Genomic DNA, 26,191 nt, shown 5'->3' on the forward strand with positions numbered 1-26,191 from the left:
CGGGCGATCTACCCTGTCCGCGACGTCTGGAGGTCCGATGGCCGATTGGTCGCTTTCCCGCGCGAAGGCCCGGCTCGACCGCCGTGAGCACCTCGACGAGCTCACCGCCCGCACCCGGTTCGAGGTGCGGCTGCACCTGAACGAGCCCGCGGAGTACGGCAGCTACGACGACGTGGAGAGCATCTTCGCGATCGGTCACGACGAGTGCGCCGCGTTGCTCGCGCACCGCCGCGTCCTCCCGCTGTGGGAACGGCTGCTGCTCGCCCGCTACGCCCGGCGGCTGCACGGCAAGGCGATCACCCGCAGCGTCGGCGCGGTCCCCAGCGGGGCGTCCGGGATCGCGCGCGCCTTCGGGGCCGAGATCCTCGAACTCGCCCCCGACTCCGGCGACACCGGCGCCAAGTACGACCTGCAGGGCCGCGGCCTGCTGACGGTGTTCCGCATCGCCGTCGGCGCCAAGGGCGAGGCGTGGCCGGACCGGCACGAGGTGTCGACGACGTCCGCGCGCAACATCCTGACCTGCTGCGCGACGTTCGCCCACCGGAAGCCGTGGCACGTGCTCTGGCCCGTCTACCGCGTCCGCGGCCTGCGGCTCTGGAAGCTTTGACGCACGCCGGGCGTTCCACCCGCATGAACGCTGAAGAGATCTTGGCGAACGCGAAGACGATCGCGGTCGTCGGCCTGAGCCGCGACCCGGCCAAGGCCGCGCACGGCGTGCCGGCGGTGCTGCAGGCCCACGGCTTCCGCATCATCCCGGTCCACCCGACCGCGACCGAGCTGCTCGGAGAGAAGGTCTACCGGTCCTTGAAGGACATCCCCGAGCCGGTCGACCTGGTCGACGTCTTCCGCCCGTCCGCCGAGGCGCCGGGGATCGCGCGCGACGCCGTCGAGATCGGCGCCAAGGCATTGTGGCTGCAGCAGGGCATCACCTCCGCCGAGGCGCGCCGCATCGCCGAGGAGGGCGGGCTGGAGTTCGTGCAGAACCGCTGCACCGCGGTGGTCCGCGCGACAGCGTCGATCTCGAAGAGCTAGCCGCCGAAGCTGACGACGCGGTGGTGCCCGGCGTCGGTGACCCAGATCCCGCCGGTCGCGTCGACGGCCACGCCGAACGGGGCGCCGAGCGCGTCCGAGCCGAACTCCACGTGGCACGAGCCGGTGGTGTCGAACCGCGTGATCCGGCCGTGGTCCGGCGACGTCACGTACGCGTCGCCCGACGCGGTCACGGCGACGTCCGCCGCGCCGGCCCGGCCGCACCCGATGGACCCGATGGCCCGGCCGTCGGCGTTGTACCGCACGACCGCGACGTCGCCGTCCGCCGGATGTCCGTTGTGGACGATCCAGACACCGCCCGCGCCGTCGCCGGCGATGCCGCGCGGGCAGCCGACCTTCTCGGTGATGTCGCTCAGCGCCCCGCCGGTGCGGGTGTCGAAGCGCGCGACGCGCTGGTGCCCGGGGTCGGCGACGAGCAGACGGCCGGCCGAATCGAGCGCGATGCCGCACGGGCTGCCGAGCTCGCCGGTGCCGAACTCCCGGACGAACCCGCCCCACCACGCGTACTGCGCGACGCGGTGGTTGCCGGTGTCGGCGACGTAGACGTTGCCCGCCGCGTCGACCGCGACGGCTTCCGGTGCCTTGAGCCGCCCGGCCAGCACGCGCACGAGCTTGCCGTCGCGGGTGAACGCCTGGACGCGGTCGTTGCCGGTGTCGGCCACCCACAGCTGCCCGCGCGCGTCGACCGTGATCCCGGCCGGGCCGGCGAACTGCCCCGGCCCGGGGCCGACGCGGCCGAACGCGCCGCGGTACTCCGGCGGCGGGGTCTGCTGGTCGGTGCGGGTCGCGATCATGGCCACGGCGTCAGGATCACCGACAAAAGGCCACCGTGACCAGCTACGTCAGGACTGTTCAGCAAGTGTTCCGCCGTCGCTCACCGCCGGTCGACGAAGCTGTACGCGGGCAGCGGCCCGAGCCAGTCGGCGCCGTGCCCGGCGACCGCCTCCCGGACGACGAGCAGGTCGCCCAAGCCCACCAGGAACGCCCAGCGCTCGTCGGCGTGCTCCCCCGCCGGCAGCGACACCGAGTCGCGGGCCCGTTCCGCCACCTCCGCGAGCAGGCCCACCCCCGACACGGAGTCGCCGAACCGCAGGCAGACGTGCACCTCGGCCAGGCCGTCGAGGCGCGCGAGGTCGGCGCGGTACTCGTCGGCGGCCGGGGCGAGCACCTCGCGGCGGACGGCCTCTTCGTCCTCCGCGACCGCGCCGAACCGGGCGGGCAGCACCGGGCCACCTTCGACGAGCGACGACACCACGGCCAGGTGCGCGGCCGGGTCCGGGTCGGCGGGCGCCTCGCCGACGACCATCGCGATGTCCTCCCAGCGCACCGCGCGCGGCACCCTCGGATGACCGGCCCGGACCACCCCGAACAACTGCAGCGCCACGGTTCTCCGTTCTCGTTCGACAATTGCTCTCGACACCGCGGCGAAACTGCGGGAAATCGGCTCCTTCGCCGGCCGGACCGTCACCGTAGCAACGTCGGCGCCGCAGCACTAATGCCGTTCACACCGTGGTTTTCACCGGTTCGCCGAGTTCGGCCACCCGGTTGGCGGTGACTGCGCCGAAAAGGTGATTCCGGTTAATTTCCACCGGCCAGCCGATAACCGACCCCGCGGACCGTTTCGATGGTGTGGGTGCCGAACGGCACGTCGATCTTGCGGCGGAGGTAGCCGATGTAGACCTCGACGACGTTCTCGTCGCCGTCGTAGTGCGCGTCCCAGACGTGGCCGAGGATCTCGTTCTTCGTCAGCGCGGTGCCCGCCCGGCGCAGCAGGAACTCCAGCAGCCCGAACTCGCGCGCGGTCAGCTCGATCCGCTTTTGTCCTCTGTGGACAGTACGGGCCGACGGGTCGAGCCGCAGGTCACCGGCCTCCAGCACGGCCGGGCGGGCCGGGGCACCGCGCCGGAGCAGGGCCCGCAGCCGGGCGATGAGCACGACGAACGAGAACGGTTTCGACAGGTAGTCGTCGGCGCCGAGGTCGAACGCGTCGGCCTCGTCGTACTCGCCGTCCTTCGCGGTCAGCATCAGCACCGGCGTCCAGTTCTCGGCCGCCCGCAGGCGTTTGAGCACCTCGTAGCCGGACAGCTCGGGCAGCATGATGTCGAGCACGATGACGTCGTACTCCTGCTCGGTCGCCGACCACAGGCCGTCCTTGCCGGTGTGCGCGACGTCCACGGTGAACCCCTCGGCGACCAGGCCGCGCCGAAGCGTCTCCGCGAACTCGCGCCCGTCCTCCACGATCAGCAGGCGCACGTCAGTCCTCCTCCTCTTCCGGCACGGCGATGACGGGCAGCTCGATCACGAACCGCGCGCCCGGTTCGCCCGACGCGGCGTAGCGCGCCCGGCCGCCGTGGCGCGCCGCGATGCCGGCGACGATCGGCAGGCCCAGCCCGGTGCCGCCGTGGCCGCGCTGGCGGGACGCGTCGAGCCGGACGAACCGCTCGAAGATCCGGTCGCGGTCGGCCTCGCCGACGCCGGGGCCGTCGTCGCTCACCTCGACGACGGCGAGGTCGCCGTGCACCGAGCTGGCGACGCGGATCCGGTCCCGCGCGTGGCCGCGCGCGTTGTCGACGAGGTTGCGCACGGCGCGGCGCAGCTGGGCCTCACTGCCGTAGACCTTCGCCGGGCCGGCCCGGACTTCGACGTCGAGCGCGCATTCGCCGCGCACGCGTTCGGCTTCGGCGCGGACGATGTCGTCGAGGTCGACCTCGGTGCGCGACGGCCGGTCGGTGGCGTCGTCGGTGCGGGCGAGCATCAGCAGGTCGTCGACCAGTTCGCGCAGCCGCGCGGTCTCGCGGGCGATCACCGGCACCAGCTCCTCGGTGCTCTCCGGGTGCCGGCCGGAGACGTCGAGCGCGGTGCTGATCGTCGAGAGCGGCGACCGGAGCTCGTGGCTGGCGTCCGCGACGAACCGGCGTTGCGCCGCCTGCGCGGACGCGAGCCGGCCGAGCATTTCGTTCAGCGTCACGGCAAGCCGGTGCACCTCGTCGCCACCCGGCGGCAACGGGACGCGGGCTTCGAGGTCGCGCGTCGAGATCTCGGCGACGGTCCGGCGCATCCGCTCGACCGGCCGCAGAGCGGAGCCGACCGCGCGGTAGACGGCGAGACCGGAGATGGCCAGCAGCGGGACGGCGATCAGGCCGAGCAGCAACGTCAGCCGCGTCGACGCCTCCGTCACCGGTTCCAGCGAGCGCGCGGAGATCACCGTGAACGGCCCGCCCGGCCCGTTCACCTCCTGGGAGACGACGCGGTAGTCGTCGCCGTCGCCGTTGAGACCGAGCGGGAGCGTCTCGACGGTTTCGTGCCCGATCGTCGGGCGGGCGGACGTCAGCGGCGGGTGCCCGACGATCGCCGGGTCGCTCGCGATCGGCTGGCCCTGGGCGTTGAGCACCTGCGTGACGGCTTCGGTGTCGCCGGTGCTCGCGACGTCGCTCGCGCTCAGGTCCCGCGCGCCTTCCCGGACGAGCTGGATCGCGACCTGGCGGCCGGTGCTGCGGGCACTCTCGGTGACGCTCCGGTCGAGCGACTCCTCCAGCAGCACGACGACGATCGCGAGCGCCGCCGCGATGGCCAGCGCGAGCGCGAACACCGCCACCGCGGTGGTGCGCATCCGGACGCCGGTCGCGGCGATCACCTTGCCCAGTTTCACCAACTCAGCGTAACCACGACGCGGCCGCGAAGCCCGGCTGCGGCGCGCCCCGAGCGCCCCAATGTGGCGTTGGGTGCGCTGGACGCACCCAATGTGGCGTTGGGTGCGTTGGATGCACCGAACGCCACATTGGGGCGCCGGCGGGTGGCCGACAGCGGCGGCCGAGGTGCGCGCTGACCAGAGGCGGAGCCGGGTCGCCGGGGTGGCGTCCCCGGCTCGGGGCACACGGGTCACGACGTCCGGCGGCGGCGCGAAGTGGTGAGCCGCTCCCCGCGCAGCCGGTCGACCTCGGGCACCGGCAACGCCGGCAGCGGGTGCCCGGCCGTCCAGGCGAGCAGCAGGTCCGCGAGCGCCGGGTTGCGGGCGAGCGCCGGGCCGTGCAGGTAGGTGCCGATGACCCGGTCGGTCACCGCGCCCTCGGTGCCGTCGCCGTTGCCGGTGCCGCGCACGACCTGGCCCAGCGGGACGCTGTCGGCGCCGAGCTTGCTGACGCCCAAGTGGTTCTCGAAACCGGTCAGCGGCGAGTTCCCCAGGAGCGCGGACGACGTCGCGACCAGCTCGGCGACCGACCGGCGCTCGCCGGGTTCGGTGGTGACGTCGAGCAGGCCGAGGCCGTCGTGGTCGACGCCGTCGAGGCCGCGGAAGCGGGTGCCGAGCACCTGCAGCCCGGCGCAGACGCCGAACACCACGGCACCCTGGGCCACCGCGCGCCGCAGCCCGGGGTACTTCCGCAGGTGCGCGGCGGCCAGCACCTGCGCGCCGTCCTCGCCGCCGCCGAGCAGGTAGAGGTCCAAAGTGGACGGCACCGGCACGCCGAGCCCGACCGGCACGACCTCGGCGTCGAAACCGCGCCACTGCAGCCGTTTGCACAGCACCTGCGCGTTGCCGGAATCGCCGTAGGTGCCGAGCACCTCGGGCAGCAGCAGTCCAATGTGGACGATCGACTCAGCCACCGGGCAGCCTGCCGACCAGGTCGCGGAACGCGGTGTAGTTGGCGACCAGCTCGACCGCGCCGGGCGGCAGCGTGTCGATCGCGGCGACCGGGTCCGGTTCGGCCCAGTGCGCCACCTCGGCGTAGCAGAGCCGGACGGCCAGGTCGGCGCAGCGTTCGCCGGTGACGACGACCTGGCGCCCGCGCAGCCGTTCGAAGTGGACGTCCCAGAGCCAGGACAGGTCGCGCCCGTCGGCCTCCTGGGCGTTGACCGCGACCACCACCGGCGTGTCTTCGTCCAGCACGCGCAGGGTTTCCACCCAGCCGGCCGGGTTCTTCGCCAGCATCAGCCGCACGGAATGGCGGGTCCGGCGGACCGTGCGGTAGCGCCCGCCGATGTCGGTGATGGTCCGCAGCCGGGCCGCGGCGGTGTGCGGCGGCACGCCGAGCCGGTGCGCCGCGGCCAGCGCGAGCGCGGCGTTCCCGCGGTTCGCGTCGCCGGGCAGCCGCAGGTCGAGGTCGACCTGGCGGCCACCGGGCGTGCGGACGAGGTCGCCTTCGAGCGTCCAGCTGGGTTCCGGGCGGCTCAGGCCGCAGCCGCAGCTCCAGTGCCGGTCGGTCTCGGCGATCAGGCCTTCGCAACGCGGGCACGCGGTCGCGTCGCCGGTCCAGCGGCGGCCCGTGCTCACCCACACCGGCTTCGCGGCCGCGCTCGCGGCGGACGTCACGAGGACGTCGTCGCAGTTGGCGACGACCAGCGTGCCGGGCAGCGCGGCGATCGCGGCGCGCAGGTCGCGTTCGGTCGCGCGGACCTCGCCGACCCGGTCGAGCTGGTCGCGGCTCAGGTTGAGCAGCACCAGGACCGCGGGCTGGACCTGGTCCGCGACCTGCGGCACGTAGGTCTCGTCGACTTCGAGGACCGCGTACGGCGCGTCCGGGCGGGCGGTGAGCGCGGCGAGGACGCCGTCGGGCATGTTCGCGCCGTCGCCGTTGGAGGCGACCTCGGCCAGCGCTTCGAGCGCGCGGGTGAGCATCAGCGACGTCGTCGTCTTGCCGTTGGTGCCGGTGACGAGCACGACGGTGCGTTCCCGGCCGAGGCGGCGCAGCGCCCGCGGGTCGAGCGCGAGGGTGACGCGCCCGCCGATCATCCCGCCCGAGCCGAGCCCGGCGCTGCGGGACAGCCACGCGGTCAGCCGGCCGGCGGCCACGGACGCGCGGGTACGCAGGACGGTCATGCCGCAGACGGTGCCCGGAAGGCGCTGTGAGTTTCCTGAGCGCGTGACGGCGGTCTCCGCACGGGTGACCAATGGTCACTCCGAATTGCCCACTCGTTCGGCCGAATGTTCACGGATATGAACGTGGGCCACCGCCTAGCGTGACGTGACCGCCGCCACAACCGCCTTAGGTAGGAAACCTAACCATCGGAGGTTGTACCAATTAGCCGAGCTAACATTCCGCGCTATTGCGAGTTATTCCAAGATCTTCCCCGCATACATCGGAGGTGTTACCGTCCAAACCCGCCCAGCGGAAATACGTACCGCTGAGCGGGAACGGAACGTCCAACGGAGGGCAACGTGGGACCGGAGCGCGGGCTGGAACAGAGCGGAACTCTCGAGCGCGGGCTCGCGGTGCTGGAGCACGTGGGTCGTCACCAGGAGATTTCCACCAACGCGATCGCGCGGCAACTGGGGCTTTCCCGCAGTGCCGCCTACCGCATCGTCGGCACCCTGAAGAACCTCGAATACCTCGAAGCCGACCAGGTCACCGGCCGGGTGCGGCTGGGGACGCGGCTCGTCGAACTGGGTGCCCGGGCGATGGCCGCGACCGATCTGCACCGGTGCGCGCCGCGGTACCTCGCGTCGCTCGCCGAACGCTCCGGCGAGACGACCTACCTGGCCGTGCCGGACAACGACACCATGGTCTACGTCGCCACCGAACGCAGCGCCAGCGCCGTCACCCTGGCCTGCCGCCTCGGCACGCGGCGCCCGCAGCACGCGACGTCGCTGGGCAAGGCCTGGCTCGCCGCGCTGCCGGAGCCCGACCGCGCCGAGCGCGTCCGCCGGATGAAGCTGGACTCCCTCACGCTCAAGACGATCATCGACCCGCACCGGCTGCTCGACGAGCTCGCGCGGACGTGCCGTCGTGGCTGGGCCATCGACGAGGTCGAGAACGAGCCGGACGTCGGCTGCGTCGCCGCCGCCGTCCGCGACCACTCGGGCCGGCCGATCGCCGCCATCAGCGTCGCCGGGCCGGCACCGCGGGTGCTGCGCCGGCTGGACGAACTGGGTGCCTCCGTGGCCGGGACCGCCGCCGCCCTGTCGCTGAGGCTCGGGTACGTGCGAGGGCAAAGGAGCTGACGTGACCTGGATCCAGGACTACCAGCCGGCGGGCGGGCTGTGGGTGTCGGCGCTGCTGGCCGCGCTCCCGATCATCGTGCTGCTGGTGGCGCTCGGGGTGGTCCGCCTGTCGGCGCACCTGTCGGCGGCGCTCGCCCTGGTCACCGCGCTGGGCGTCGCCCTGCTGCTGTACGGGATGCCGGCCGGGCTGGCGTTCGACTCGGCGGCGATGGGCGTGGTGTTCGGCGTCTGGTCGGTGGCCTGGATCGCGTTCCACGCGGTGTACTTCCACAACGTCACGGTCGCGACCGGCCGGTTCGACTCGATCAAGCGGGTGCTGGCCGGGTTCAGCGAGGACCGGCGGCTGCAGGCGCTGCTGATCGCGTTCGGCTTCGGCGCGCTCCTGGAAGGCGTCGCCGGCGGTGGGTCGCCGATCGCGATCACCGCGGCGATGATGGCGGCGCTCGGCTTCCCGCCGGTGAAGGCCGTCGTGCTGGCGTTGCTGGCGAACACCGCGCCGGTGGCGTTCGGCGGCCTCGGCAACCCGCTGATCGTGCTGGGCCGGCTGACCGCGCCGATCATGCACTTGAAACCCGAGCAGGCGACGGACGCGTTCTCGGCGATGGTCGGGCGGCAGGTTCCGGTGCTGGCGCTGATCATCCCGGCGTTCCTGGTCGTCGTGCTGGCCGGCTTCAAGCGCATGGTCGAGGTGTGGCCGGCCGTGCTGACCGCGGGTCTGGCGTTCGCGGCCATGCAGTTCGTGGCGTCGAACTACATCAGCGCCAGCCTCGTCGACGTCCTCGCCGCGCTCACCGCGATGGCCGCGCTGTGGATCCTGACCCGCTTCTGGCAGCCCGCGTCGGTGTGGCGCTTCGAGGGCGAGTCGCCGGTTCCCGCATCGTCGAACTTGGGCGCGGCCAAGGCTTCGCGGGGTGCGTTCTACGCGTGGATGCCCTACATCATCCTGATCGCGGCGATCTTCCTGACCCGGATCGGCACGATCTTCAAGAACCTGCCGGTGTGGCTGGACCTGACGAAGCTGCTGCACAAGGCCGACTGGATCTTCGCCTGGCCGGGGCTGCACAACCACGTGATCCAGCACCCGCCGATCACCGCGAAGAACGCGCCGTACGCGGCGACGTTCACGGTGGACTTCCTGTTCTCGCCGGGCACGGTCGCGCTGGTCGCGGCGGTGATCGCCGGGTTCGCGATGGGCGCGAAGCCGGGGCTGCTGCTTTCGACGTACCGCAAGACGTTGCACCAGATGCGCTGGGCGCTCGCGACGATCTTCATGATCCTGGCGATCGCGTTCGTGATGAACTACTCGGGTGCGACGCAGACCCTCGGCCTCGCCCTGGCCACGACCGGTGCGGTGTTCCCGCTGTTCTCGGCGTACATCGGCTGGCTGGGCGTGTTCCTGACCGGGTCGGACGCGTCGACGAACAGCCTGTTCGGCCCGATGCAGGTGATTTCGGCCCAGCAGCTGCACATCGACCCGATCCTGGCCGGCGCGACGAACACGTCGGGCGGCGTGATGGGCAAGATGATCTCGCCGCAGAACCTGTCGATCGGCGCGACGGCGATCGGGCAGACCGGCAAGGAGGGCTCGCTGCTGCGGCAGACGTTCCTGTGGTCGTTCGCGCTGACCGCGGTGGTGGGCGTGATTTCCCTCTTGCAGGCGACGATCCTCACGGCGATGATCCCGTCGCCCTAGGCTGGCGGCATGAGTGCTGACGCCTTGGCCGCTTTCGGTTACGAACTCGGGGTGCTGAAACGCATCCGGCGGTCGGGGTGGTGGCAGGCGGGCGTCCGCGACCCGGAGTCGGTCGGCGAGCACAGCCTACGGGCGGCGCAGCTGGCCGCGTTGCTCGCGGCGGAGGAGGGCGCGTCCCCGGAACGGGCGGCGTTCTTGGCACTGTGGCACGACACGCAGGAAACCCGCACCGGCGACCTGCCGCACACGGCCGTGGCGTACCTGCGGAAGCCGGAACCGCGGGAGATCACCGCGGACCAGACGGCGGGGCTGCCGGTGTCTTCGCGAGACGTCGTGCGCGCGGCCGTCGACGAATATGAGTCACGGGAATCGCCCGAAGCGCTTTGCGCCAAGGACGCGGACAAGCTGGAGATGCTGCTGCAGGCGCTCGAGTACCAGCACGCCGGCGTCCGGCCGGTCGGCGAGTGGATCGAATCCGGCCGAACGGGTCTCACCACGGAGACCGCCCGCAGGATCGCCGCGGCGGCGGTGGCGCTTTCCCCGCTTTCGTGGCGGGAAATCCGTTAACCGCGTCCGGCGGTATCGCGGTTGTTTCCACTGTGGTCACTGGTCTGTCCGGGTGGAAAGCGAACGGATCAATGGCCGGGCGTCCTACCGTTGTCGTATGCCCATGACGCTGATCAAAGGTACGTTCCAGCTCGTCGGAGCTTCGCCGGACGGCGATTCCGTGCGGTTCTACCCGGACGATCCCGAGGCGACGAAGAAGGCCGGGCTGAAGGTCCGGCTCAATTCCCGCGGCGGCATGCAGCTGCGGCTCGACGCGATCGACGCGCTGGAGACGCACTACCGCCCGCACGGCGGCCCGATGCTGCACCAGCCGGTCGCCCTGGGCACGGCGGCCGCCGACCGGCTGGTCGCGGTGCTGGGATTCACCGACGTTCGTCGGGCCGACGACGGCAAGGTGAAGTCGGCGACGCCGGACAAGGTGACCGGCCACATTCTGACCCGTTTCGCCGACAAGTACGGCCGCGCGGTCGCGTTCGCGTTCCCCGGGCAACGACCGGGCCGTTCGGTCGACGGCAGCCTCGTGCACCTGGACGTCAAGCAGCTCAAGAACTCCGTCAACTTCCGGATGATCACCGAAGGCCTGGCGTACCCGACGTTCTATTCGCTGCTGTACCCGGATCTCCGCCAGGCCCTGTCGGACGCGGCGGTCGCGGCCCGGAAGTCCGGCAGCGGCGTGTGGGCGTCGGACGTCACGACGTCGGGCTTCAAGCTGAGCAACCGCGCCCAGCTGAGCGACGACCTGGTCCTGCTGCCGAAACTGTTCCGCAGGCTGGCCGACTACCTGGTCCTCGACGAAACGGGCGGCGCGTCCCTGTCGGGTTTCGCGCATTTCCTGGACACGAGGAACGACCGCCTGTTCACGGTCCCCGGCGGCCACGCCACGGAGCTCTCGACGCTGGTGGAGGTGAAACGGCAGAGCGTGAAGCTGACGATGCCACCGGAACAGATCGTGTTCATCGAGGCCTAGCGACCGACCGCCGTCGCGCGGGACAGGAGCAGGGCTCGCTCTCGGGCGTTCTCCGTCATCTCCGCCGCGCGGCGGAACTCCTGCTCGGCCTCTTCCAGCCGGCCCAGTTTGCGCAGCAGGTCGCCGCGGACGCTCGGCAGGAGGTGGTAGTCCTTCAGCGCCGGCTCGTCGGCCACCGCGTCGACGACCGCCAGGCCCGCCTCGGGGCCGTACGCCATCGCCACCGCGACCCCGCGGTTCAGCTCGACCACCGGGGACGGCTGGAGCTTGCCGAGTCCTTCGTAGAGCGCCGCGATGCGCGCCCAGTCCGTCTCGTCGGCCTTGCGGGCGCGCGCGTGGCAGGCCGCGATCGCCGCCTGGGCCGAATACGGGCCGTACGCGCCTTCGGCGATCTGCTCCGACAGCGTCAGCGCGGCGAGGCCGTGCTGGATCAGCAGCCGGTCCCAGCGGGCGCGGTCCTGGTCCAGCAGCAGCACCGGCTCGCCGGCCGGGCCGGTACGGGCCTTCGACCGGGACGACTGCAGTTCCATCAGCGCGACGAGGCCGTGCACCTCGGACTCGCCCGGCATCAGCCCGGCCAGCACGCGGCCGAGCCGCATGGCCTCCTCGCACAGCGCCGGGCGCATCCAGTCGTCGCCGCGGGTGGCCGAATAACCCTCGTTGAACACCAGGTAGAGCACCTCGAGCACGGACGACACCCGGGCGACCCGCTCGTCGCCTTCGGGCACCTCGAACGGGACCTTCGCCGCCGCGAGGGCCTTCTTCGCGCGGACGATCCGCTGCGCGATCGTCGACTCGCGGACGAGGAAGGCGCGCGCGATCTCGTCGGTCGTCAGGCCGCCGAGCATCCGCAGCGTCAGCGCGACGCGCGCCTGGGTGTTGAGCACCGGGTGGCACGCGACGAACAGCAGCCGCAGCAGGTCGTCCTCGATGTGGTCGTCGAGCGCCGCGTCGAAGTCCGGCAGCACGCCCTCGCCGACCTGCTGGTCGCGGCCGACCTCCACGAGCTTCTCGGCGTACCGCTCGTTGCGGCGGAACTGGTCGACGGCGCGGCGTTTCGCGGTGGTCATCAGCCACGCGCCGGGGTTGCGCGGCACGCCGGACTCCGGCCACTGCTCCAGCGCCGCGACGAGCGCGTCCTGCGCCAGCTCCTCGGCGAGCCCCACGTCGCCGCGGGCCATCCGGGCCAAGCCCGCGATGAGCCGCGGCGACTCGATCCGCCAAACCGCTTCGACCGTGCTCCGGGTGTCCGCTACCGTCACCCGGCCATCAGACAGGCTGCGCCCGCCCGGTGCAACCCACTACTCGGCGATGGGGCGGATCTCGATCACGCCGCCCTGCTCCTCCGGGTTCGGCGCCCGCTTCATCAGCTCGACGACGTCGTCGAGCGATTCGCCGTTGAGCACCCACACCCCGGCGACGAGCTCCTTCGACTCCGCGAACGGCCCGTCGATGAGCTTCGGTTCCGCGTCGCCTTCGAACAGGACGCGCACGCCTTCCGCGCTGGCGGTGAGCCCCTCGGCCAGCACGATCCGGTCGTCGGCCAGCAGTTCCTCGTTGAACTTCGCCATCTCTTCGAGCAGGACGGCGTTCGGCGGCGCGCCCGTTTCCGACTCTGGGCTCGACTTGACCATCACCAGGAAGCGCATCACGCCTCCCCGGACGTCTTCGCGCGCAGCTGCGCCTCGATCTCGGCGACCTCCGGGCTCAGGTTGTCGAAGTCGGCCGCCTCGGCGACGCGCCGGATCTCGACCTCGTGGGTCGAGCCGTCGGTGTTCGGCATCCGCTTGATCCACTCGACCGCCTCTTCGCGGTTGCGGACCTGCAGGATCCAGAAGCCGCCGACGAGCTCCTTGGTCTCGGCGAACGGCCCGTCGACGACCTTGGGCTCCTCCTTGCCGGAGAACACGATGCGCGCGCCCTGCGAGCTCGGCGTGAGCCCCTCGCCGGCGAGCAGGATGCCGGCCTTCAGCATCTCTTCGTTGAACTTCGCCATCTCTTCCAGCAGCTCGGCGCTGGGACCCTGCCCGCCCTCGAACTCCTCCGACGCCTTGACGATGACCATGAACCGCATCGCGGTCTCCTCTCGCTTCTGCCTACGCGTCGAACAGCGGGACGCCGGATCGACGGGTGCGCCGGAAAACTTTTCGCGCCCGGAAAGTAGCAGCTCAGGGTGCGTGGAGCCGGGACGATCCGGACAGGGCTCCCGGGCCGCGGTCGTGAGCTGGCTCGGACGCGGCGGGCTGGGAGCGACTTGGACGAGATCACGCGGTACGGGATGCGCCGGTTCATGGTCCGGCTCCCGAACGCGGCGGCGGTCCGGCGGATCACCTGCGGCTCCCGTCCCGGCTCGGACGAGCCCGCCGGCTGATCGAGCGGACCGCTGACCGAGCGGACCGCTGACCGAGCGTGGCGCTGAACCAGGAACCGGGACGCCAAGCCCTGGTGATCGGCCGGAGCCGCCGTCAGGGGAGAATCGACGGCCGTGGCCGTACTCCCCGACGATCTCTCCGCCGCGCTCGACGACGAGCTGGCCAAACACCACCTCCACCGGCTCACGCAGGCCTTCGACCGGCTCAGTGCGCGCTACCGGCAGGGTGACGCGGCCACGTCGCCGATCCTCGCCTCCGACGTCGACGTCGCGGCCTACGCCGGTTACCGCATGCCCGCGACCTACGCCGCCGTGCACGCCGTGCTCGCCGAAGCCGCTTCGCGTGCTCCCGGCTTCGAGCCGCGTACGCAGGTCGACGTCGGCGGGGGGACCGGCGCCGCTGTCTGGGCCGCCGCGGAGGTCTGGCCTTCGCTCGAGAAGTGCGCCGTCGTGGAGCAGGTCGCCGGGGCCATCGGGCTCGGGAAACGGCTGGCCGCCGGGGCGCGGAAGCCCGCCGTCCGGGGCGCCGAGTGGCGGCGCGAGCTCGTCGACCCGGCCGCGCCCGCGCCGGAAGCGGACCTCGTGACGCTGTCCTACGTCCTCGGCGAGCTGCCGGAGGCGGACCGCGAAGACGTCGTCCGGTGGCTCGCCGCGAAAGCCGGGGCCGTCGCGGTGGTCGAGCCCGGCACGCCGGCCGGTTACGAGCGGATCCGGGCCGCGCGCGCCCAGCTCATCGCGCTCGGCCTGCAGGTCGTCGCGCCGTGTCCGCACGACGGCGAGTGCCCGATCACGCCCGGCAAGGACTGGTGCCACTTCGCCGCGCGGCTGCCGCGGTCCAACCTGCACCGCCGGATGAAGACCGCCACGCTCGGGTTCGAGGACGAGAAGTTCGCCTACGTCGTCGCCGGGCGGTTCACGCCGGCGCGGCCGGACGCGCGGATCATCCGGCACCCGAAGAAGCACAAGGGCTGGGTCGCACTCGACCTCTGCACCGCAGGCGACGGCCTCGAGAGCGGCGTCGCCGTGTCGAAGAAGCAGGGCCCCCGCTACCGCGCCGCCCGCGACGTCGAGTGGGGCGACGGCTGGCCGACGACCTGACCGAGCCGGCGAGCACGGGTGCCTGCGCGTCGAGCCGGTCCACCGTGAGTAGGAAAGACCGCAGCGGTAACCGGCCAGTCGGGGGGCGTGCCGGCCGGTTACCGCCGCATGGAAGAAGAGGGCACCTCGCCTCAGGTATGACGCGCGCTCTCGCGCTTCACCCGATCGAGTGAGGCCGTGGCATTCGGCCCAAGCGCCCCGAGGTGGCCTCGGGGCGCTCGGTACCGGTCAGGCCGGGTCGGCGAGGATGCCGTTCACGTAGGTGCCCGGGTGGGTCGCCGCGTCCTGGCGCAGGACCGGGAGGCCGGCCGGCCAGTCGGCCGTCAGCGGCTGGGTCTGGCCCGGCGGGATCGTCTTGAGCGACGTCGGCGTCCAGGACGCGCCGCCCTCCGACGGCGTCAGGACCGTGATCGTCGCCGACGCCGTGGTGCCCGCCGGGACCTCGTTGTACTTCACGCCGTTGTCCTCGCGCGGCAGGTGGTAGACCGGGCCGAACGTCGCGTCGTCCGGGCCGAGGAGATCGACGCCCGGGACGCCGTACAGGCCGCACGTGTGGTCCGAGGTGTTGCGGTAGGTCAGCGGCACGTCGAACTGGCCCGGCGCGTCGGTCTTCCCGGCCGGCTTGCCCAGCGAGACCGCCAGGTCGGCCGTGGTGCAGCGCGGCGTCGCGGTGGACGCGGCCGGAGCCACGGCGCCCCCGGCCGTCCCCGCGGCCCCCGCCGCTCCGGACGACGGCTGCGTCGCGGCCCCCGCCGCGCCACAAGCGGTCAGCGCGGCCATCCCCGCCGCGGCCCCGATCCCCGTCAAGATGCGCTTCATGACATTCCTCCCTGTGTCCGGAAAGCCGGCGAGATTCAGCTGCTGACGGGCGTGACCTGCACGGAGTCACCCCTGACCGGCGCACCCGCCGGCCAGTCGACGCTCACCGGCTGGCCGTACGGGCCGGTCGGCAGGTCGAACGTGACGGTCGTCGGCACGACCGGCGACGGCGTCGCGGCCGAGCGCTGCACGATCCGCGACACGGCCGGGTGGCCGGCACGCAGGTTCACCGGCAGCGCCTCGGCCCCGTCGACCGTGGTGGCGATCGGCAGCCGCTGCCCGTCGGCGACGAAGGTCAACGCCGTCGGCGCGCCCTGGAGCTTGCAGTTCGTGGTCGGCGAGGTCGCGGTGTAGGTCAGGACGTAGGCCTCGTGGCCGGCCGCGTTCGACGGGTCCTTCGCGACCGTCACGTGCACGTCGGACGCGCCGCACGGGGTGTCGCTCGGCATGGCGTTCGCGGCGCCGGCCGCCAGGAACAGGCCCCCGGCCACCAGGCCACCGACGGCGATCGCGGTAACAGTGCGCTTCATGGTGCTCTCCCTCGTTCCGTCAACAACTTTCGGACTCATGAGGAAGATGCCCAAGTGATCACCGAGGATGCGTCCCGATGGGGTCGATCACCCGAAAGCAACCCCGGCCCGGGTGAGACGTCGAAAAGAAAGAACGCTCAGCCGCGGCCGAAGCACACGAACGGCATCAGCGGTTCGGCCTGGGCGGCGTCCGCCAGTGCGCGGGCCGGGGGCGTTCCCGACGCCAGGGCCCGGTGGTAGGCCAGCATCACGCCACCCGCGGTCCGGTCGTCGACGCGGGCCACGCTCGAGACCACCGTCCGGCTGCCGCCGTAGAGCAGCGCCGCCGTGAAGCCCAGTACCTCGTCGCCCGCGCGGACGACCGTCTGGCCGACGTCGCACGAAGACAGCACCACCTGCTCCGGGGCCGTCGAAAGCTGCTGGACGTCGTAGGCCATCAGCGGCCCGTCGGCCAGGTTGAGCCGGGAGAACAGCACGTTCTCCTGCTCGTGGTGGCCGTGCGCGGCGAAGTGCGCCAGGCGGCAGCCGTCGAACGCCTTGAGCGTCGCCGCGACCGTCGCTTCCGGGCCGGTCAGCACCGCGGCCTCCGGGTAGAGCGCGGCCAGCCGGGAGACCTCGGCGTCGGCGTGGGTCAGGTCGGAGCCCGCGACCAGCAGCGGCGCCCCGGTCGCGCGCCGCGGGCGGCGGCCGGCGTCGAGCCAGGCCGACGACGACGGCGTCACGGTCACCGGGCGGCCGCGCAGCGTCGGCAGCAGCCCCCACGGGATCGCGGACAGCGCGCCGGTCGGCACGACGACGACGTCGAGGTCGCCGAGCCGCGCGGCCAGCGGCTTCAGGAGGATCGCGTCGAGCGCCGTGACCTGGGTGCGCACCGACCGGCGGATGACGTGGTCCAGCTGCGGCGGCAGCTGGCGGCCGCACAGGGCGTCGAGGTCGCTGTGCAGCCGCGCGACCGGCTCCGCGACCGCCGCTGCCGGGCCCAGCTCGATCAGCGCGACCCGGTGGTCCGCGATCACCTGCGCGCACAGCGCGCCGTGGTCGGCGAGGAAGCACACCATCGCGGTGCCGCTCGCCGCGAGCTCGTCGCCGACCTCGCGCAGCTTCGCTTCCGGGTGGTCCTCGTCGGTGCCCTCGGCCTGCCAGCCCTTGGCGCGGATCTCGTGTTCCAGTGCGGCACAACGCTTCACGGCCTGCGCGTCCGGCTTCCCGGACAGCTCGCCGGCGCGGATCTGCATCGAGAGGTACCGCAGCTCGGCGACGGCGTCGACGGTCTGCGGGTGCGCGGGCGGGCGCACCGGCCGGAACCGGAACGCCTGGGCGCGCGACCGGTCGAGCCACCGGAACACCACCCCCGGCGACCGCTGGGCGAGCGCGGCGGCGAGGCCGGCGTCGGCGAGCTCCTTGCCCAGCGACGTCGTCCCGGTCTTCAGGTCGACGCTGCCGAACCGGCTGCGGTGGCGCTGCAGCTGCGTCAGCCCGGCCCGCGCGTTCGCGAACGTCACGCGCCGGTTGCCGGTCGCCGCGCCGAGCTCGGCCAGCGCCAGCCGCCGGAAGAGGCGGTTCTCCAGCGGCGCGGTCCGGCGGTCGCGCGCGGCGATGCCCGCGCGGGCGCCGTCGAGGTCGCCCAGCACGATCCGGGCCCGGGCGCCGAGCAGCGCGGCGATCTCCGCGTCGTTGCGCAGGCCCAGCGCGGTGAGCCGGGCGGCCAGCGACGTCGCGTCGGCGGCGACGCGGGCGATCCGGCGGCCGGCCGCGAAGTCCGCGCGCAGCACGGTCAGCTGGGCGACCGCCGCCCAGGTTTCGTTGCCCCTTCGACGAAATCGACGCTCGGCGCGCCCGGCCCAGCTGCGCGCGGTCGACGCCTCCCCGCTCGCCAGCGCGGCCAGCGCGCGGGTCAGCTCGGCCTCGGCGTGTTCCTGGTTCATCCGCAGCCGCGGGAACTGTTCCAGCGCCGCACCGAGTTCGGCCGCGGCTTCGTTGGGGAGCCCGGCCGCGAGCAGCGCGCGGGCCTTGTCGACGGCCAGCACCGGCAGCATCCCGACGCTCTGCTCGGCGTAGAAGCCGCTGGCCGCGTCGAAGTCGCGCAGGGCGCCGGGGATGTCGCCGGTCAGCACGCGCGCCTGGCCGCGGCCGTGCGCCGCCTTCGCGAAGATCCTGGCCAGACCCTCTTCTTCGGACTGGCCGGCGCCGATCTGCTCGCACTGGTCGAGGTCGGCGAGCGCGAGCCGGACGCGCCCGGCGTACTGGTGCAGCATCGCGCGGTTGAGCAGGGTCCGGGCCAGCACGACGAACTCGCCCGCCTGCCGCAGCAACGGGATCGCCTCGTCGAAACAGTCGAGGGCCTCGTCCATCCGGCCGATCAGGATGAGCACCAGACCCCGTTGCTGGCGCAGGATCCCGCGCCCGGCGTCCGACACGAGGACGTCGGCCTCGTCGAGCAGCGCGAGCCCGCGGGTGCTGTTGCCGAGCGCCGTTTCGACGGCCGCGTAGGTGCCGAGGACGCGCGTGGCGAGGTCCGTCCACCCGGGCCAGTCTTCCGGCGCGGACGTCGCGGGCAGGCCGAGCAACCGCGCGGCGGCGCGGATCAGCCGCCCGCCGACCACCGGCTGTCCGTCGTTGGTCGCCGCGACCGCGCGCTTGTGCAGGTCGCGCACCCGGTCTTCGACCTTCGGCGAGGCGACCTCGGTGCGCACAGGCAGCCCTTCCGGCCGGGAACCGTTCCCCCGGCCGGATCCTACCTCGCGGTGCTCGCGTTTTTGAGCGCTCGCGAGGAGCGGGTCACAACTCGATGGCCGGGGTGCTCACCGTCCTCGCGCCGCGCCCCGGCCCGCGCGGATCCTGCCCCGGCCGCGCGCCACGCCGAGGTCTCAAACGGACGGGGCGGAAGCCAGCCCCGCAGGGACGCTCCCGGTCTCCAGGAAGTGCCGCGCGACCCGCCGCACCTCGTCCATCGCCACTTCGCACCCGGCCGGGATTTCCCGCACATGCGCCATGTAGTCGTACGTGACGTATTCGGCTGGATCTCCGTCGCCTTGCGTCTGCACCGCCTCCGGCGTCATGAACACGACAAAGCCTCTGTCCTGCCCGATGCCCATGTCGAATACGCCCTGCTTCGGATCTCCGGCAACGCTGCATTCCACCATCGACGGCACCGGAACGTCTTTGGTGTCCGCCTGGACCTGCGCGATGAGGGCATCCAATTCGGCCGCCGAACTCACGAGGATTGCCGGGTCACCGTCGGCATAGTCGTTGTCCGGTTCCTGGTTGTACCAGACCTCTAGCGTGACCACGGTTTCGCTCCTCCGGTGAACGTCTTGCGGTAGTTCGGGGCGTGCACCATTCGCGCGGCCAGTTTCTGTTCGACATCGGCCGTCGCGGCAATGTGACCACGCGGAGGTATGCCGTGTTCGCGGAGCAGGCGGACGGCCTCGGCGGAGTCGTCGTCCAAGCCGCTGACGATCTCGTGCGTCCGACCGTGCTCGTCCACCCAGCGGCCGTGCGTCTCGGCCCCCGTGTTGCCGGTGACGAGCGGCGGCATACCGGTCTGCAGGGCTTCCGCCTGCTCGCGGGTGAGGCGCTGACCGTCCGGCTTCGAGGGACTCACCGCGGGTTTGCCGGCGGCCGTCGAAGGCACGGGACCGACCGCAGTGCCCGCGCCCGCCGGTGGCGGTTCACTGACACCCAGCCTGTCCAAATATCCGGTCAACAGCCCTGCCGGGCTTCGTCGGCAAGATCAGCAGCTCGTTCCAGGCCGCCGGGAGGCAGCTCGCGCAAAGCCTTCCGGACGGCCGACGACAAGTCGCCGACTCCGGCCACAATTGCTCCCGCGCACGTCATGGCTGCTCAACGAGCTGCCCACCGACGAACTTATGGCCGACAGGACCAGCTCACAACTCGATGGCCGGGGTGCTCACCGTCCTCGACCGGCCGAGGGTGCGGACCAGGACCTGCACCATTCCGTGCGGCACACCGCAGACGGCGAACCGGCCTTCGGGGTCGGACGTCGTGGTCAGCGGGCCGCCGCTGGTGCGGACCTCGATCGGGTGCTCGGCCGGTGGGGTGAGCCAGCCGTCCAGGCGGATCGTGCCCGCCTGCTCGGGGCTGACGTTCACCATGATGGTCAGGCTTTCGCTGTCGAACGTGATCAGCCTGCCCTGCTCGGCGGCGCTGCGGGCGGCGACGAGTCCTTCCTGCTCCCGGATCCGCATCACTTCCAGGTCGATGTCCTCGAGCTGGATCGCGAACCGGATCTGGTCCACCAGCGTGGCGGGCATCGGGTCGGCGTCTTCCCACAGCTCGCGCACCCCGGCCAGCAGCCGGAGGTCGAGCTCGTCCAAGGGCTCGTTCGCGCCTGCTGGTTCGACGGTGGTCACAGCCAATCTCCTTCGCCGTTGGCGAGTAGCTGCTCACGCAGGCGCGCGAGACAGCGTCCCCTGGTCGGGCCGATACTCCCCCTCGGCATGCCCAGCCGGACGCCGACTTCGGCGTAGTCCGGCCGGTGCACGAACGCCACGATCCGCAGCAGGCTGCGGCAGCGTTCGGGCAATTGGTCGACCGCGCGCCACAACCGCGCGCGCTGGTCGTCGCGCAGCACCCCCTCCTCGGGTGCCGGTGATGCTTCGGCGAGCCGCTCCGGCAGTTCCGGCAGCGGCCGTTCGAGCCGGCGTTTTTCCCCCGTACGCCAGGCTTCCCGCTTCGTGACGGTGATCAGCCAGCCGGTGAGCGCCACCGGCGAGCGGATCTCCGCGAACGAGCCGAGCAGGCGCAGCCACGACGTCTGCACGACGTCCGACGCCTGATCGACGTCCAGGCCCTGGTCCCGCGCCACCTGCCAGAGCAGCGGCGTGAGCAGGACGACGAGTTCGTCCAGCGCCGCGCGGTCCCCATCGCGCGCGGCGCCGAACAGGGTGGCGACCCGTTCGTGGTCCGTCTTGGCCACGGTCACAGTGCGCCCAGCGCGGTCCAAGCCCGCTTGACGACGGTGTCGCGCTCGACCGTCGCGAGGTCGGCGCCCGCGGTCTTGAGCAGTGCCTTGCCGATCTCCGCGGCGGCGAGCGGCGCGGCGAACGACGTGCCGTCCCACACCGCGAAGCCGGCGCTGTAGTCGTCCGGGTCGAACGAGTTGCGGCCCTGGTCCGGCACTTCGTGGTCGGCCGACGCGGTGCCGCGGACGTCGTCCGGGTAGGTGCTGACGACGCCCGCGCCGGTCGCCCAGCAGCGGACCCACGGGCCCTCGTTGGAGAACAGCGCCTTGCTGGCGGTGCGGTCGGGGTTGAGCGCGCCGACGCTGATCACCGGCGGGCCGCCGTTCGGGCCGGGCGGCTGTTCGGCGAAGGCCGCCGGGTAGAAGCGGCGGGTGGTGGCGTCGTTGCCCGCCGCGGCGACGACGAGCACGCCGAGGTCGGTCAGCTCGGTGATCGCCGCGGCGAACTGGCCGGTGTAGGCGACGTCGACCGGGTTCTCCTCGTAGTAGCCCAGCGACAGCGAGACGATGTCGACCATGTCCTCGGGCCGGTTGTCCGCCTGCGCGCTCCGCACCCGGTCGGCCAGCAGGTGCAGGGCGAGCAGGACGTCGCCTTCGTACGCGACGCCGTCGCTGTGCACGACGCGGATCGCGAGGGTGTCGGCTTCGGGGCAGGCCTGCCGGATGATGCCGGCGATGAACAGGCCGTGACCGGTGTCGGTGTCGACGTCGCCGATCAGCGGCTGGCCGGTCGTCGGCGCGTCCCAGTAGTCGCTGAGCAGCTGGGTCGGCACGGTGACGCCGGAGTCGGTCTCCGCCTGCAGGATCGCCGCCTGGATGTCCGGCGCGACGCGCAGCCCGCTGCCGGCGGGCGGCGGGCCGCTGCGGTCGGCCAGCCCGAACCACGGGTGCGGGCCGATGCCGGTGTCGAGCACCGCGACGACCGGACGCCGGTGCGCGGGCTCGGCGCTGCGGTGGGGCGGGGCCGCCGACAGCGTCACCGGGATCCGGTTGGCGCCGCGCGTCCGGCCGTACGAGCTGCCGGCGCCGAACCCGCTGGTCTCCCACGGGGTTCCGCCGAGGCCGCTGGTCTCCCAGGGCACGCCGCCGAACACCGGCGTCGAGAACACCAGGTGCTCCACGGAAATCTTCGCGACGATCTCGGGGTCGATCTCCGGGTTCTCGCCCGCCGACGCGCCCCGCAGCAGCTGCACGGCCTTCCAGCAGTCGACGACGACCGGGTCGGAGTCCTCGCGCACGTGGAGCAGCGCCCGCACGGGCAGGTCTTCGAGCTGCCGGGCCCGGGCGCTCGCCTTGGTGTCGCCGCGGTCGGCGGGCTCGGCGTAGATGCCGATGCGGGCGAGCACGCCGTTGACCGCGTCGAGGGTCCCCTGGTCGTGCAGGTACCGGTTCGGCATGAGGAACACCCCCGGCCGGTAGACGGTCGTGCGCGGCACCGGCCGGCCCGGCACCGCCGTCGACGTCGCCGGGTCGAGCACCCGCGCGCCGTGCCGGTCGAGCAGCTGCCTCGGCGGTGCCGGGAGCTCGTTGAGCGTGCCGGGATCCTCCTTCGGCGCCCTGGAGCCCTCGTCCCTCACGAACCTGACCACCATCGGGTCCACCCTCTCGTTCGCCCCCGCCATTGATCACGTGTGGTTACTCGGGAAAGACCGGGCAGCCGCACCCGGGATACGGCACGGACGTCACGAATGCGTAACTACGACGGCAAACGGGTGACGACGTATCTGGCGCCGCCGGCTCACCCACTTGGACCTCGGAAGTCACCGGTGGCGCACCCGCGCCGCCCGGCATTCGGGGAGATCGCCATGGCTCTGCTCCGGTCGAGCGTCCAGGACGCGGCCCAGCCCGCACGGGTCCGCGGGCTGGGCCGCGCCTTCACACCGGAACCCGCGACCGGGGGCGGGAGTTTCGCCGTCCCGCTCGACCTGCCGGCCGGCCCGGGCGGCATCGCGCCGACGCTGGCCTTGCGGTACGTCACCGGCGCGCCGAACGGCCCGTTCGGCGCGGGGTTCGCCGTGCCGCTGCCGAACGTCCGGCTGGACGACGGCCGCGCGCGGACCCGGACCAGCGGCCGGCTCGCCCGCCGCGGCGAAGGTTTCGTGCTCACCGCGCGGTCGGGCACCCGGCACTTCCTCGGCACCTCCGACGGCGGCCGGTCCGGCACCCACGCCTGGCACCTCGAACGGACCGAAGACGCCCTGGGCAACACCACGGCCTTCGGCTGGGCGCACCACAGCGGGCAGGCGTACCTCGCGCGCATCTCCTACGGACCGTACGAAGTGGACTTCGCGTACGAGCCGCGGCCGGACGTCCTGCACGCCGACCGCGTGACGACGGCGTTGCGCTGCTCCCGGATCGAGCTGCGGGTGCCGGCCGCCGCGCGCCCGCTCGTGCGCCGCTGGACCCTCGGTTACGACGTCGACGACGGCGCTTCCGTGCTGACGTCCGTCGCGCTGACCGGCTTCGACGCGCGCGGCGCCGAAGCGGCCGCGCCGCTGCTGCGGCTCGCCTACGCCCGTGCGGAACCCCCGGCCACGCCACGGGTCCCGATCCCGGCCCGGGCCCGCGCGAGCAGCGGCTCCGGCGTGCTGCTCCTCGACGCCGAGGACGAACCGCTGCCGTGGTACGCCCTCGAACCCGGCGACCTCGCGGGTGCCGGGCGGCTGAGCGAGATCGACAACGGCATCGGCCTGCGCACCGCGATCGAGTACACGACGGTCGAGGCGGTCCCGGTGGTCTGGCGCGTCACGCACCGCGAGTCGGCGACCGGGCACGCGGGCGCGACCGAGTTCGAGTACCACGAACGGCGGTCCGGCGACGCCTTCACGGGCTTCGGCCGGGTGGTCCAGGACGACCTCGGCGACGAGCACGCGCCGACCCTGCGGACCGTGCGCTGGTTCGGCGACGACGGGCTCCTGCGGCAGGAGGAGACCTACGGCCTCGACGACTCGCCGGACGCCGTCCGGCCGTACCGCCGGATCGAGCACAGTGGACGTCCACAGTGGACGAAATCGGTGACGACGGTGTTCGAGCGCCAGGAGAAACCGGTCTCGGTCACCACGACGGAGTCGGACCTGGACGCCGCCGGGAACCCGGTCCGGGTGGTGGAGACGACCGAACGGCCCGGCCAGGAGCCCGCGGTGCGCGAGACGCGCACGACGTACGCGACCGATCCCGACCACCGCTTCGCCGCGCTGCCCGCCCGGGTCCGCGAGCTGGACGGCACCGGGAAGGTGTTGTCGGACAAGCTGTTCCGCTACGACGAGTGTCCTGACGGGAGCGCCGGCTCGCAGGGGCTGCTCACCGCGCGGGAGGAGCTGGTGCTCCCCGACGCGCTCGTCGCCGACGTCTACGGCCCGATCCCGCCGGACCTCGGCCGGCACGGCTACCACCGCCGCGCCGGCGAGGCGGGCTGGTGGACCACGACGTTCCACCGGCGGGTCGGCAACGTCACCGGGCTGCGCACGACGACCACCGGACCGCGCGGCGACAGCCACGAGGTGCGGTACTCGGCGGACCGCTGCTTCCCCGAGGTGGCCACAGACCCGGTCGGGAACGTCACGGCGACGCGCTACGACGTCCGGACGGCGCGGGTCTGCGAGGTGATCGACCCGGCGGGCGCGGTGACCACCGTGACGCACGATCCCCTGGGGCGCCCGGAAACCGTCGTGCGGCCGGGCGACTCGGCGGACCTGCCGACGCTGCGCCACCGCTACGACCACCACCACGGGCCGGTGCGGGTCACCACCGAGCAGCGCGCGGTGTCCGGCGAGGCGGAGGTGCTCGTGACGGCGGAGGTGCGCGACGGCGCCGGGCGGTTGCTGCAGCGGCGGCACGCCGAGCTCCTCGGCGACGTCGTCGACGAGCACCACGAGTACTGCGCGCGGGGCCTGGTGTGCCGGACGTCGCGGGCGTTCCGGATCGGCGGCCGGCGCGCGCCGGCGACCGAGTACCGCTACGACGCGCTGGCCCGTCCGGTGCGGGTGACGGCCCCGGACGGTTCGGTCCGGACGTTCGAGCCCGCGTCGTCGGCTCCCGAAGCCGCCGAACCGGTCCGCGACCTGCTCGGGCGGGTGCTGCGCGACACCGGCGGCGTCGTCCACGTGCGGGACGCGGCCGGGAACTCGGTCCAGGCGCGGACCACCGGCGGGCGCACGGTCCACCGCGTCCACGACGTGGCGGGCCGGGTGGCCGCGGTGCGGGTCGACGACCCGGCCGGGCCGCCGGTCACGACGTTCACCTACCACGACGGCGGGCTCCCGGTGCCGCTCGAAGCGGGCCCGCACAGCTGCGGGCGGCTCGTGCGCGTCACCGACGAATCGGGCGTCACGCTGCTCGGTTACGACGCGCACGGACACGCCGTCACGAAGCGGTGGCGCCCGGCGCACGTGGCCATCGAGTACCGGCTCGACATCGTCCGCCGCGCCGACGGGCGGCTGTCGCAGGTGACCTACCCCGACGCCGGGGACGGCCGGCTGACCGTGCGGTACCAGTACGACGACGTGAGCAGGCTGGTGAGCGTGCCGGGCTTCGTCGACACCGTGCAGTACGACGTGCGCGGCCGGCGCACCGCGGTGCACTACGCGAACGGCGTCAGCGAGCACTTCGGCAGCGGGCTGCACGTGGTCCGCGGCCCGGGCGGCCTGCTGCGCGAGATCGCGCCGCCGGCGCCGCTCGAAGGCCTGGACCAGCCCGCCGGCATCGAGATCCGCGACGCGTTCGGCCGGCTGCGCGGGGTGCACGGCGACGACGGCGTCAACGAGCTGTACGGCTACGACCACGCCGGCCGGCAGGTCCGCACGCTGGTGACCCACGGCACCGACATCCACGAGACGCTGACCCCGGACGAGCTCTACGCCATCGAGGACGGCGAGCTGGTGGTCGTGGTCGCCGGGGCGGTCCGGCGGCACGCCGACGGGGCCCGGCGGTACCTGCACTTCGACGACCGGGACCGGGTCGCGCTGGTCACGGACGAGAAGGGCGCGGTGGTCGACCTCGCTTGGTGACCGCCGCGGTCACTTGCGGTGCTTGCCCCCTTGCCGGTCACCGCCGGAGTTCTCGGTGCCCGTGGTGGTGTTCGCGTCACCACTGTCTTTTTTCTCGTGCTTCCCCACGTCGACCCCTCCCCTTGCGCCGATACACCCTATGGTAGCACCACGTAGTGGATCAACTCCA

25 protein-coding genes are annotated in these 26,191 nt (G+C 72.7%); 8 read left to right on the top strand and 17 right to left on the bottom strand.

Translation table 11 applies throughout. The features are described 5' to 3' along the window. Nucleotides 1-37 precede the first annotated feature (37 nt). Together MUY22_RS08205 and MUY22_RS08210 are read left to right on the top strand one after the other, a co-directional pair. Nucleotides 38-607 carry a hypothetical protein gene (locus MUY22_RS08205; protein ID WP_247058660.1) on the top strand — a complete coding sequence of 190 codons (570 nt, stop codon included), beginning with the start codon at nucleotides 38-40 and terminating at the stop codon, nucleotides 605-607. 23 nt (nucleotides 608-630) lie between these two features. Continuing rightward, complete coding sequence (locus tag MUY22_RS08210) at nucleotides 631-1,032, top strand: CoA-binding protein (RefSeq protein ID WP_247058661.1); 402 nt, start codon at nucleotides 631-633, stop codon at nucleotides 1,030-1,032. On the opposite strand, the gene MUY22_RS08215 is transcribed toward MUY22_RS08210, so the two are convergent. The 6 genes from MUY22_RS08215 to MUY22_RS08240 all read right to left on the bottom strand — a co-directional run bounded on the left by MUY22_RS08215 (nucleotide 1,029) and on the right by MUY22_RS08240 (nucleotide 6,865). Continuing rightward, on the bottom strand, nucleotides 1,029-1,844 hold the full coding sequence (locus MUY22_RS08215; RefSeq protein WP_247063756.1) for an NHL repeat-containing protein: 816 nt from the start codon (nucleotides 1,842-1,844) through the stop codon (nucleotides 1,029-1,031). The two genes, MUY22_RS08210 and MUY22_RS08215, sit on opposite strands and share 4 nt — an antisense overlap. An 80-nt stretch (nucleotides 1,845-1,924) precedes the next feature. Further along, entirely contained in the window at nucleotides 1,925-2,434 is a 510-nt protein-coding gene (locus MUY22_RS08220; RefSeq protein ID WP_247058662.1) for a GvpL/GvpF family gas vesicle protein, read from the bottom strand. A gap of 194 nt (nucleotides 2,435-2,628) precedes the next feature. Further along, complete coding sequence (locus MUY22_RS08225; protein ID WP_247058663.1) at nucleotides 2,629-3,303, bottom strand: response regulator transcription factor; 675 nt, start codon at nucleotides 3,301-3,303, stop codon at nucleotides 2,629-2,631. 1 nt (nucleotide 3,304) lies between these two features. Continuing rightward, on the bottom strand, nucleotides 3,305-4,699 hold the full coding sequence (locus MUY22_RS08230) for a cell wall metabolism sensor histidine kinase WalK (RefSeq protein ID WP_247058664.1): 1,395 nt from the start codon (nucleotides 4,697-4,699) through the stop codon (nucleotides 3,305-3,307). 230 nt (nucleotides 4,700-4,929) lie between these two features. After that, nucleotides 4,930-5,652 carry a type 1 glutamine amidotransferase gene (locus MUY22_RS08235; RefSeq protein WP_247058665.1) on the bottom strand — a complete coding sequence of 241 codons (723 nt, stop codon included), beginning with the start codon at nucleotides 5,650-5,652 and terminating at the stop codon, nucleotides 4,930-4,932. Then, nucleotides 5,645-6,865, bottom strand: a complete 1,221-nt coding sequence (locus tag MUY22_RS08240; protein ID WP_247058666.1) for a MurT ligase domain-containing protein — start codon at nucleotides 6,863-6,865, stop codon at nucleotides 5,645-5,647. The genes MUY22_RS08235 and MUY22_RS08240 overlap by 8 nt, the downstream gene beginning before the upstream one ends. A gap of 339 nt (nucleotides 6,866-7,204) precedes the next feature. On the opposite strand from MUY22_RS08240, the gene MUY22_RS08245 reads away from it, so the two are divergent. The 4 genes from MUY22_RS08245 to MUY22_RS08260 all read left to right on the top strand — a co-directional run bounded on the left by MUY22_RS08245 (nucleotide 7,205) and on the right by MUY22_RS08260 (nucleotide 11,214). Continuing rightward, on the top strand, nucleotides 7,205-7,987 hold the full coding sequence (locus MUY22_RS08245; protein ID WP_247058667.1) for an IclR family transcriptional regulator: 783 nt from the start codon (nucleotides 7,205-7,207) through the stop codon (nucleotides 7,985-7,987). Between the two features lies 1 nt (nucleotide 7,988). Beyond that, nucleotides 7,989-9,680, top strand: coding sequence for an L-lactate permease (locus MUY22_RS08250; protein WP_247058668.1), 1,692 nt, complete (start codon nucleotides 7,989-7,991; stop codon nucleotides 9,678-9,680). Nucleotides 9,681-9,689: 9 nt separating this feature from the next. Further along, complete coding sequence (locus MUY22_RS08255; protein WP_247058669.1) at nucleotides 9,690-10,247, top strand: HD family hydrolase; 558 nt, start codon at nucleotides 9,690-9,692, stop codon at nucleotides 10,245-10,247. Between the two features lie 103 nt (nucleotides 10,248-10,350). After that, nucleotides 10,351-11,214, top strand: coding sequence for a thermonuclease family protein (locus tag MUY22_RS08260; protein WP_247058670.1), 864 nt, complete (start codon nucleotides 10,351-10,353; stop codon nucleotides 11,212-11,214). On the opposite strand, the gene MUY22_RS08265 is transcribed toward MUY22_RS08260, so the two are convergent. The 3 genes from MUY22_RS08265 to MUY22_RS08275 are packed head-to-tail and all read right to left on the bottom strand — an operon-like array spanning nucleotide 11,211 to nucleotide 13,288. After that, nucleotides 11,211-12,476, bottom strand: coding sequence for an RNA polymerase sigma factor (locus MUY22_RS08265; protein ID WP_247058671.1), 1,266 nt, complete (start codon nucleotides 12,474-12,476; stop codon nucleotides 11,211-11,213). The two genes, MUY22_RS08260 and MUY22_RS08265, sit on opposite strands and share 4 nt — an antisense overlap. A 39-nt stretch (nucleotides 12,477-12,515) precedes the next feature. Beyond that, the gene (locus MUY22_RS08270; RefSeq protein WP_247058672.1) at nucleotides 12,516-12,863 is read right to left on the bottom strand and encodes a YciI family protein; all 348 of its coding nucleotides are present in this window, start codon (nucleotides 12,861-12,863) and stop codon (nucleotides 12,516-12,518) included. After that, nucleotides 12,863-13,288, bottom strand: a complete 426-nt coding sequence (locus MUY22_RS08275) for a YciI family protein (protein WP_247058673.1) — start codon at nucleotides 13,286-13,288, stop codon at nucleotides 12,863-12,865. The genes MUY22_RS08270 and MUY22_RS08275 overlap by 1 nt, the downstream gene beginning before the upstream one ends. Nucleotides 13,289-13,699: 411 nt before the next feature. Here MUY22_RS08275 and MUY22_RS08280 point away from each other — a divergent pair, with 411 nt between their 5' ends. Further along, nucleotides 13,700-14,683, top strand: coding sequence for a small ribosomal subunit Rsm22 family protein (locus MUY22_RS08280; protein ID WP_247058674.1), 984 nt, complete (start codon nucleotides 13,700-13,702; stop codon nucleotides 14,681-14,683). A gap of 228 nt (nucleotides 14,684-14,911) precedes the next feature. Here MUY22_RS08280 and MUY22_RS08285 read toward each other — a convergent pair whose 3' ends face one another. From MUY22_RS08285 to MUY22_RS08320, 8 genes are all read right to left on the bottom strand, one after another. Then, nucleotides 14,912-15,502: a DUF4232 domain-containing protein gene (locus MUY22_RS08285; protein WP_247058675.1), complete on the bottom strand. Its 591-nt coding sequence runs from the start codon at nucleotides 15,500-15,502 to the stop codon at nucleotides 14,912-14,914. 35 nt (nucleotides 15,503-15,537) lie between these two features. Further along, nucleotides 15,538-16,032, bottom strand: a complete 495-nt coding sequence (locus tag MUY22_RS08290; RefSeq protein ID WP_247058676.1) for a DUF4232 domain-containing protein — start codon at nucleotides 16,030-16,032, stop codon at nucleotides 15,538-15,540. Between the two features lie 137 nt (nucleotides 16,033-16,169). Then, complete coding sequence (locus MUY22_RS08295) at nucleotides 16,170-18,725, bottom strand: CHAT domain-containing tetratricopeptide repeat protein (protein ID WP_247058677.1); 2,556 nt, start codon at nucleotides 18,723-18,725, stop codon at nucleotides 16,170-16,172. A 174-nt stretch (nucleotides 18,726-18,899) separates the two neighbouring features. After that, nucleotides 18,900-19,322 (bottom strand): Imm1 family immunity protein, encoded by a 423-nt coding sequence (locus MUY22_RS08300; protein WP_247058678.1) that lies wholly within the window; start codon nucleotides 19,320-19,322, stop codon nucleotides 18,900-18,902. Then, nucleotides 19,310-19,666 (bottom strand): DddA-like double-stranded DNA deaminase toxin, encoded by a 357-nt coding sequence (locus tag MUY22_RS08305; RefSeq protein WP_247058679.1) that lies wholly within the window; start codon nucleotides 19,664-19,666, stop codon nucleotides 19,310-19,312. Before MUY22_RS08305 ends, MUY22_RS08300 begins: the two co-directional genes overlap by 13 nt. Nucleotides 19,667-19,919: 253 nt before the next feature. Then, nucleotides 19,920-20,405, bottom strand: a complete 486-nt coding sequence (locus MUY22_RS08310; RefSeq protein ID WP_247058680.1) for a hypothetical protein — start codon at nucleotides 20,403-20,405, stop codon at nucleotides 19,920-19,922. After that, nucleotides 20,402-20,977 (bottom strand): RNA polymerase sigma factor, encoded by a 576-nt coding sequence (locus MUY22_RS08315; protein ID WP_371827594.1) that lies wholly within the window; start codon nucleotides 20,975-20,977, stop codon nucleotides 20,402-20,404. The genes MUY22_RS08310 and MUY22_RS08315 overlap by 4 nt, the downstream gene beginning before the upstream one ends. Then, nucleotides 20,974-22,608, bottom strand: coding sequence for a S8 family serine peptidase (locus MUY22_RS08320; RefSeq protein ID WP_247058682.1), 1,635 nt, complete (start codon nucleotides 22,606-22,608; stop codon nucleotides 20,974-20,976). The genes MUY22_RS08315 and MUY22_RS08320 overlap by 4 nt, the downstream gene beginning before the upstream one ends. A gap of 213 nt (nucleotides 22,609-22,821) precedes the next feature. Here MUY22_RS08320 and MUY22_RS08325 point away from each other — a divergent pair, with 213 nt between their 5' ends. After that, nucleotides 22,822-26,022, top strand: a complete 3,201-nt coding sequence (locus MUY22_RS08325) for a SpvB/TcaC N-terminal domain-containing protein (protein ID WP_247058683.1) — start codon at nucleotides 22,822-22,824, stop codon at nucleotides 26,020-26,022. The last annotated feature ends 169 nt before the right edge of the window (nucleotides 26,023-26,191 follow it).

This window comes from Amycolatopsis sp. WQ 127309 (assembly GCF_023023025.1).
Taxonomy (GTDB): domain Bacteria; phylum Actinomycetota; class Actinomycetes; order Mycobacteriales; family Pseudonocardiaceae; genus Amycolatopsis.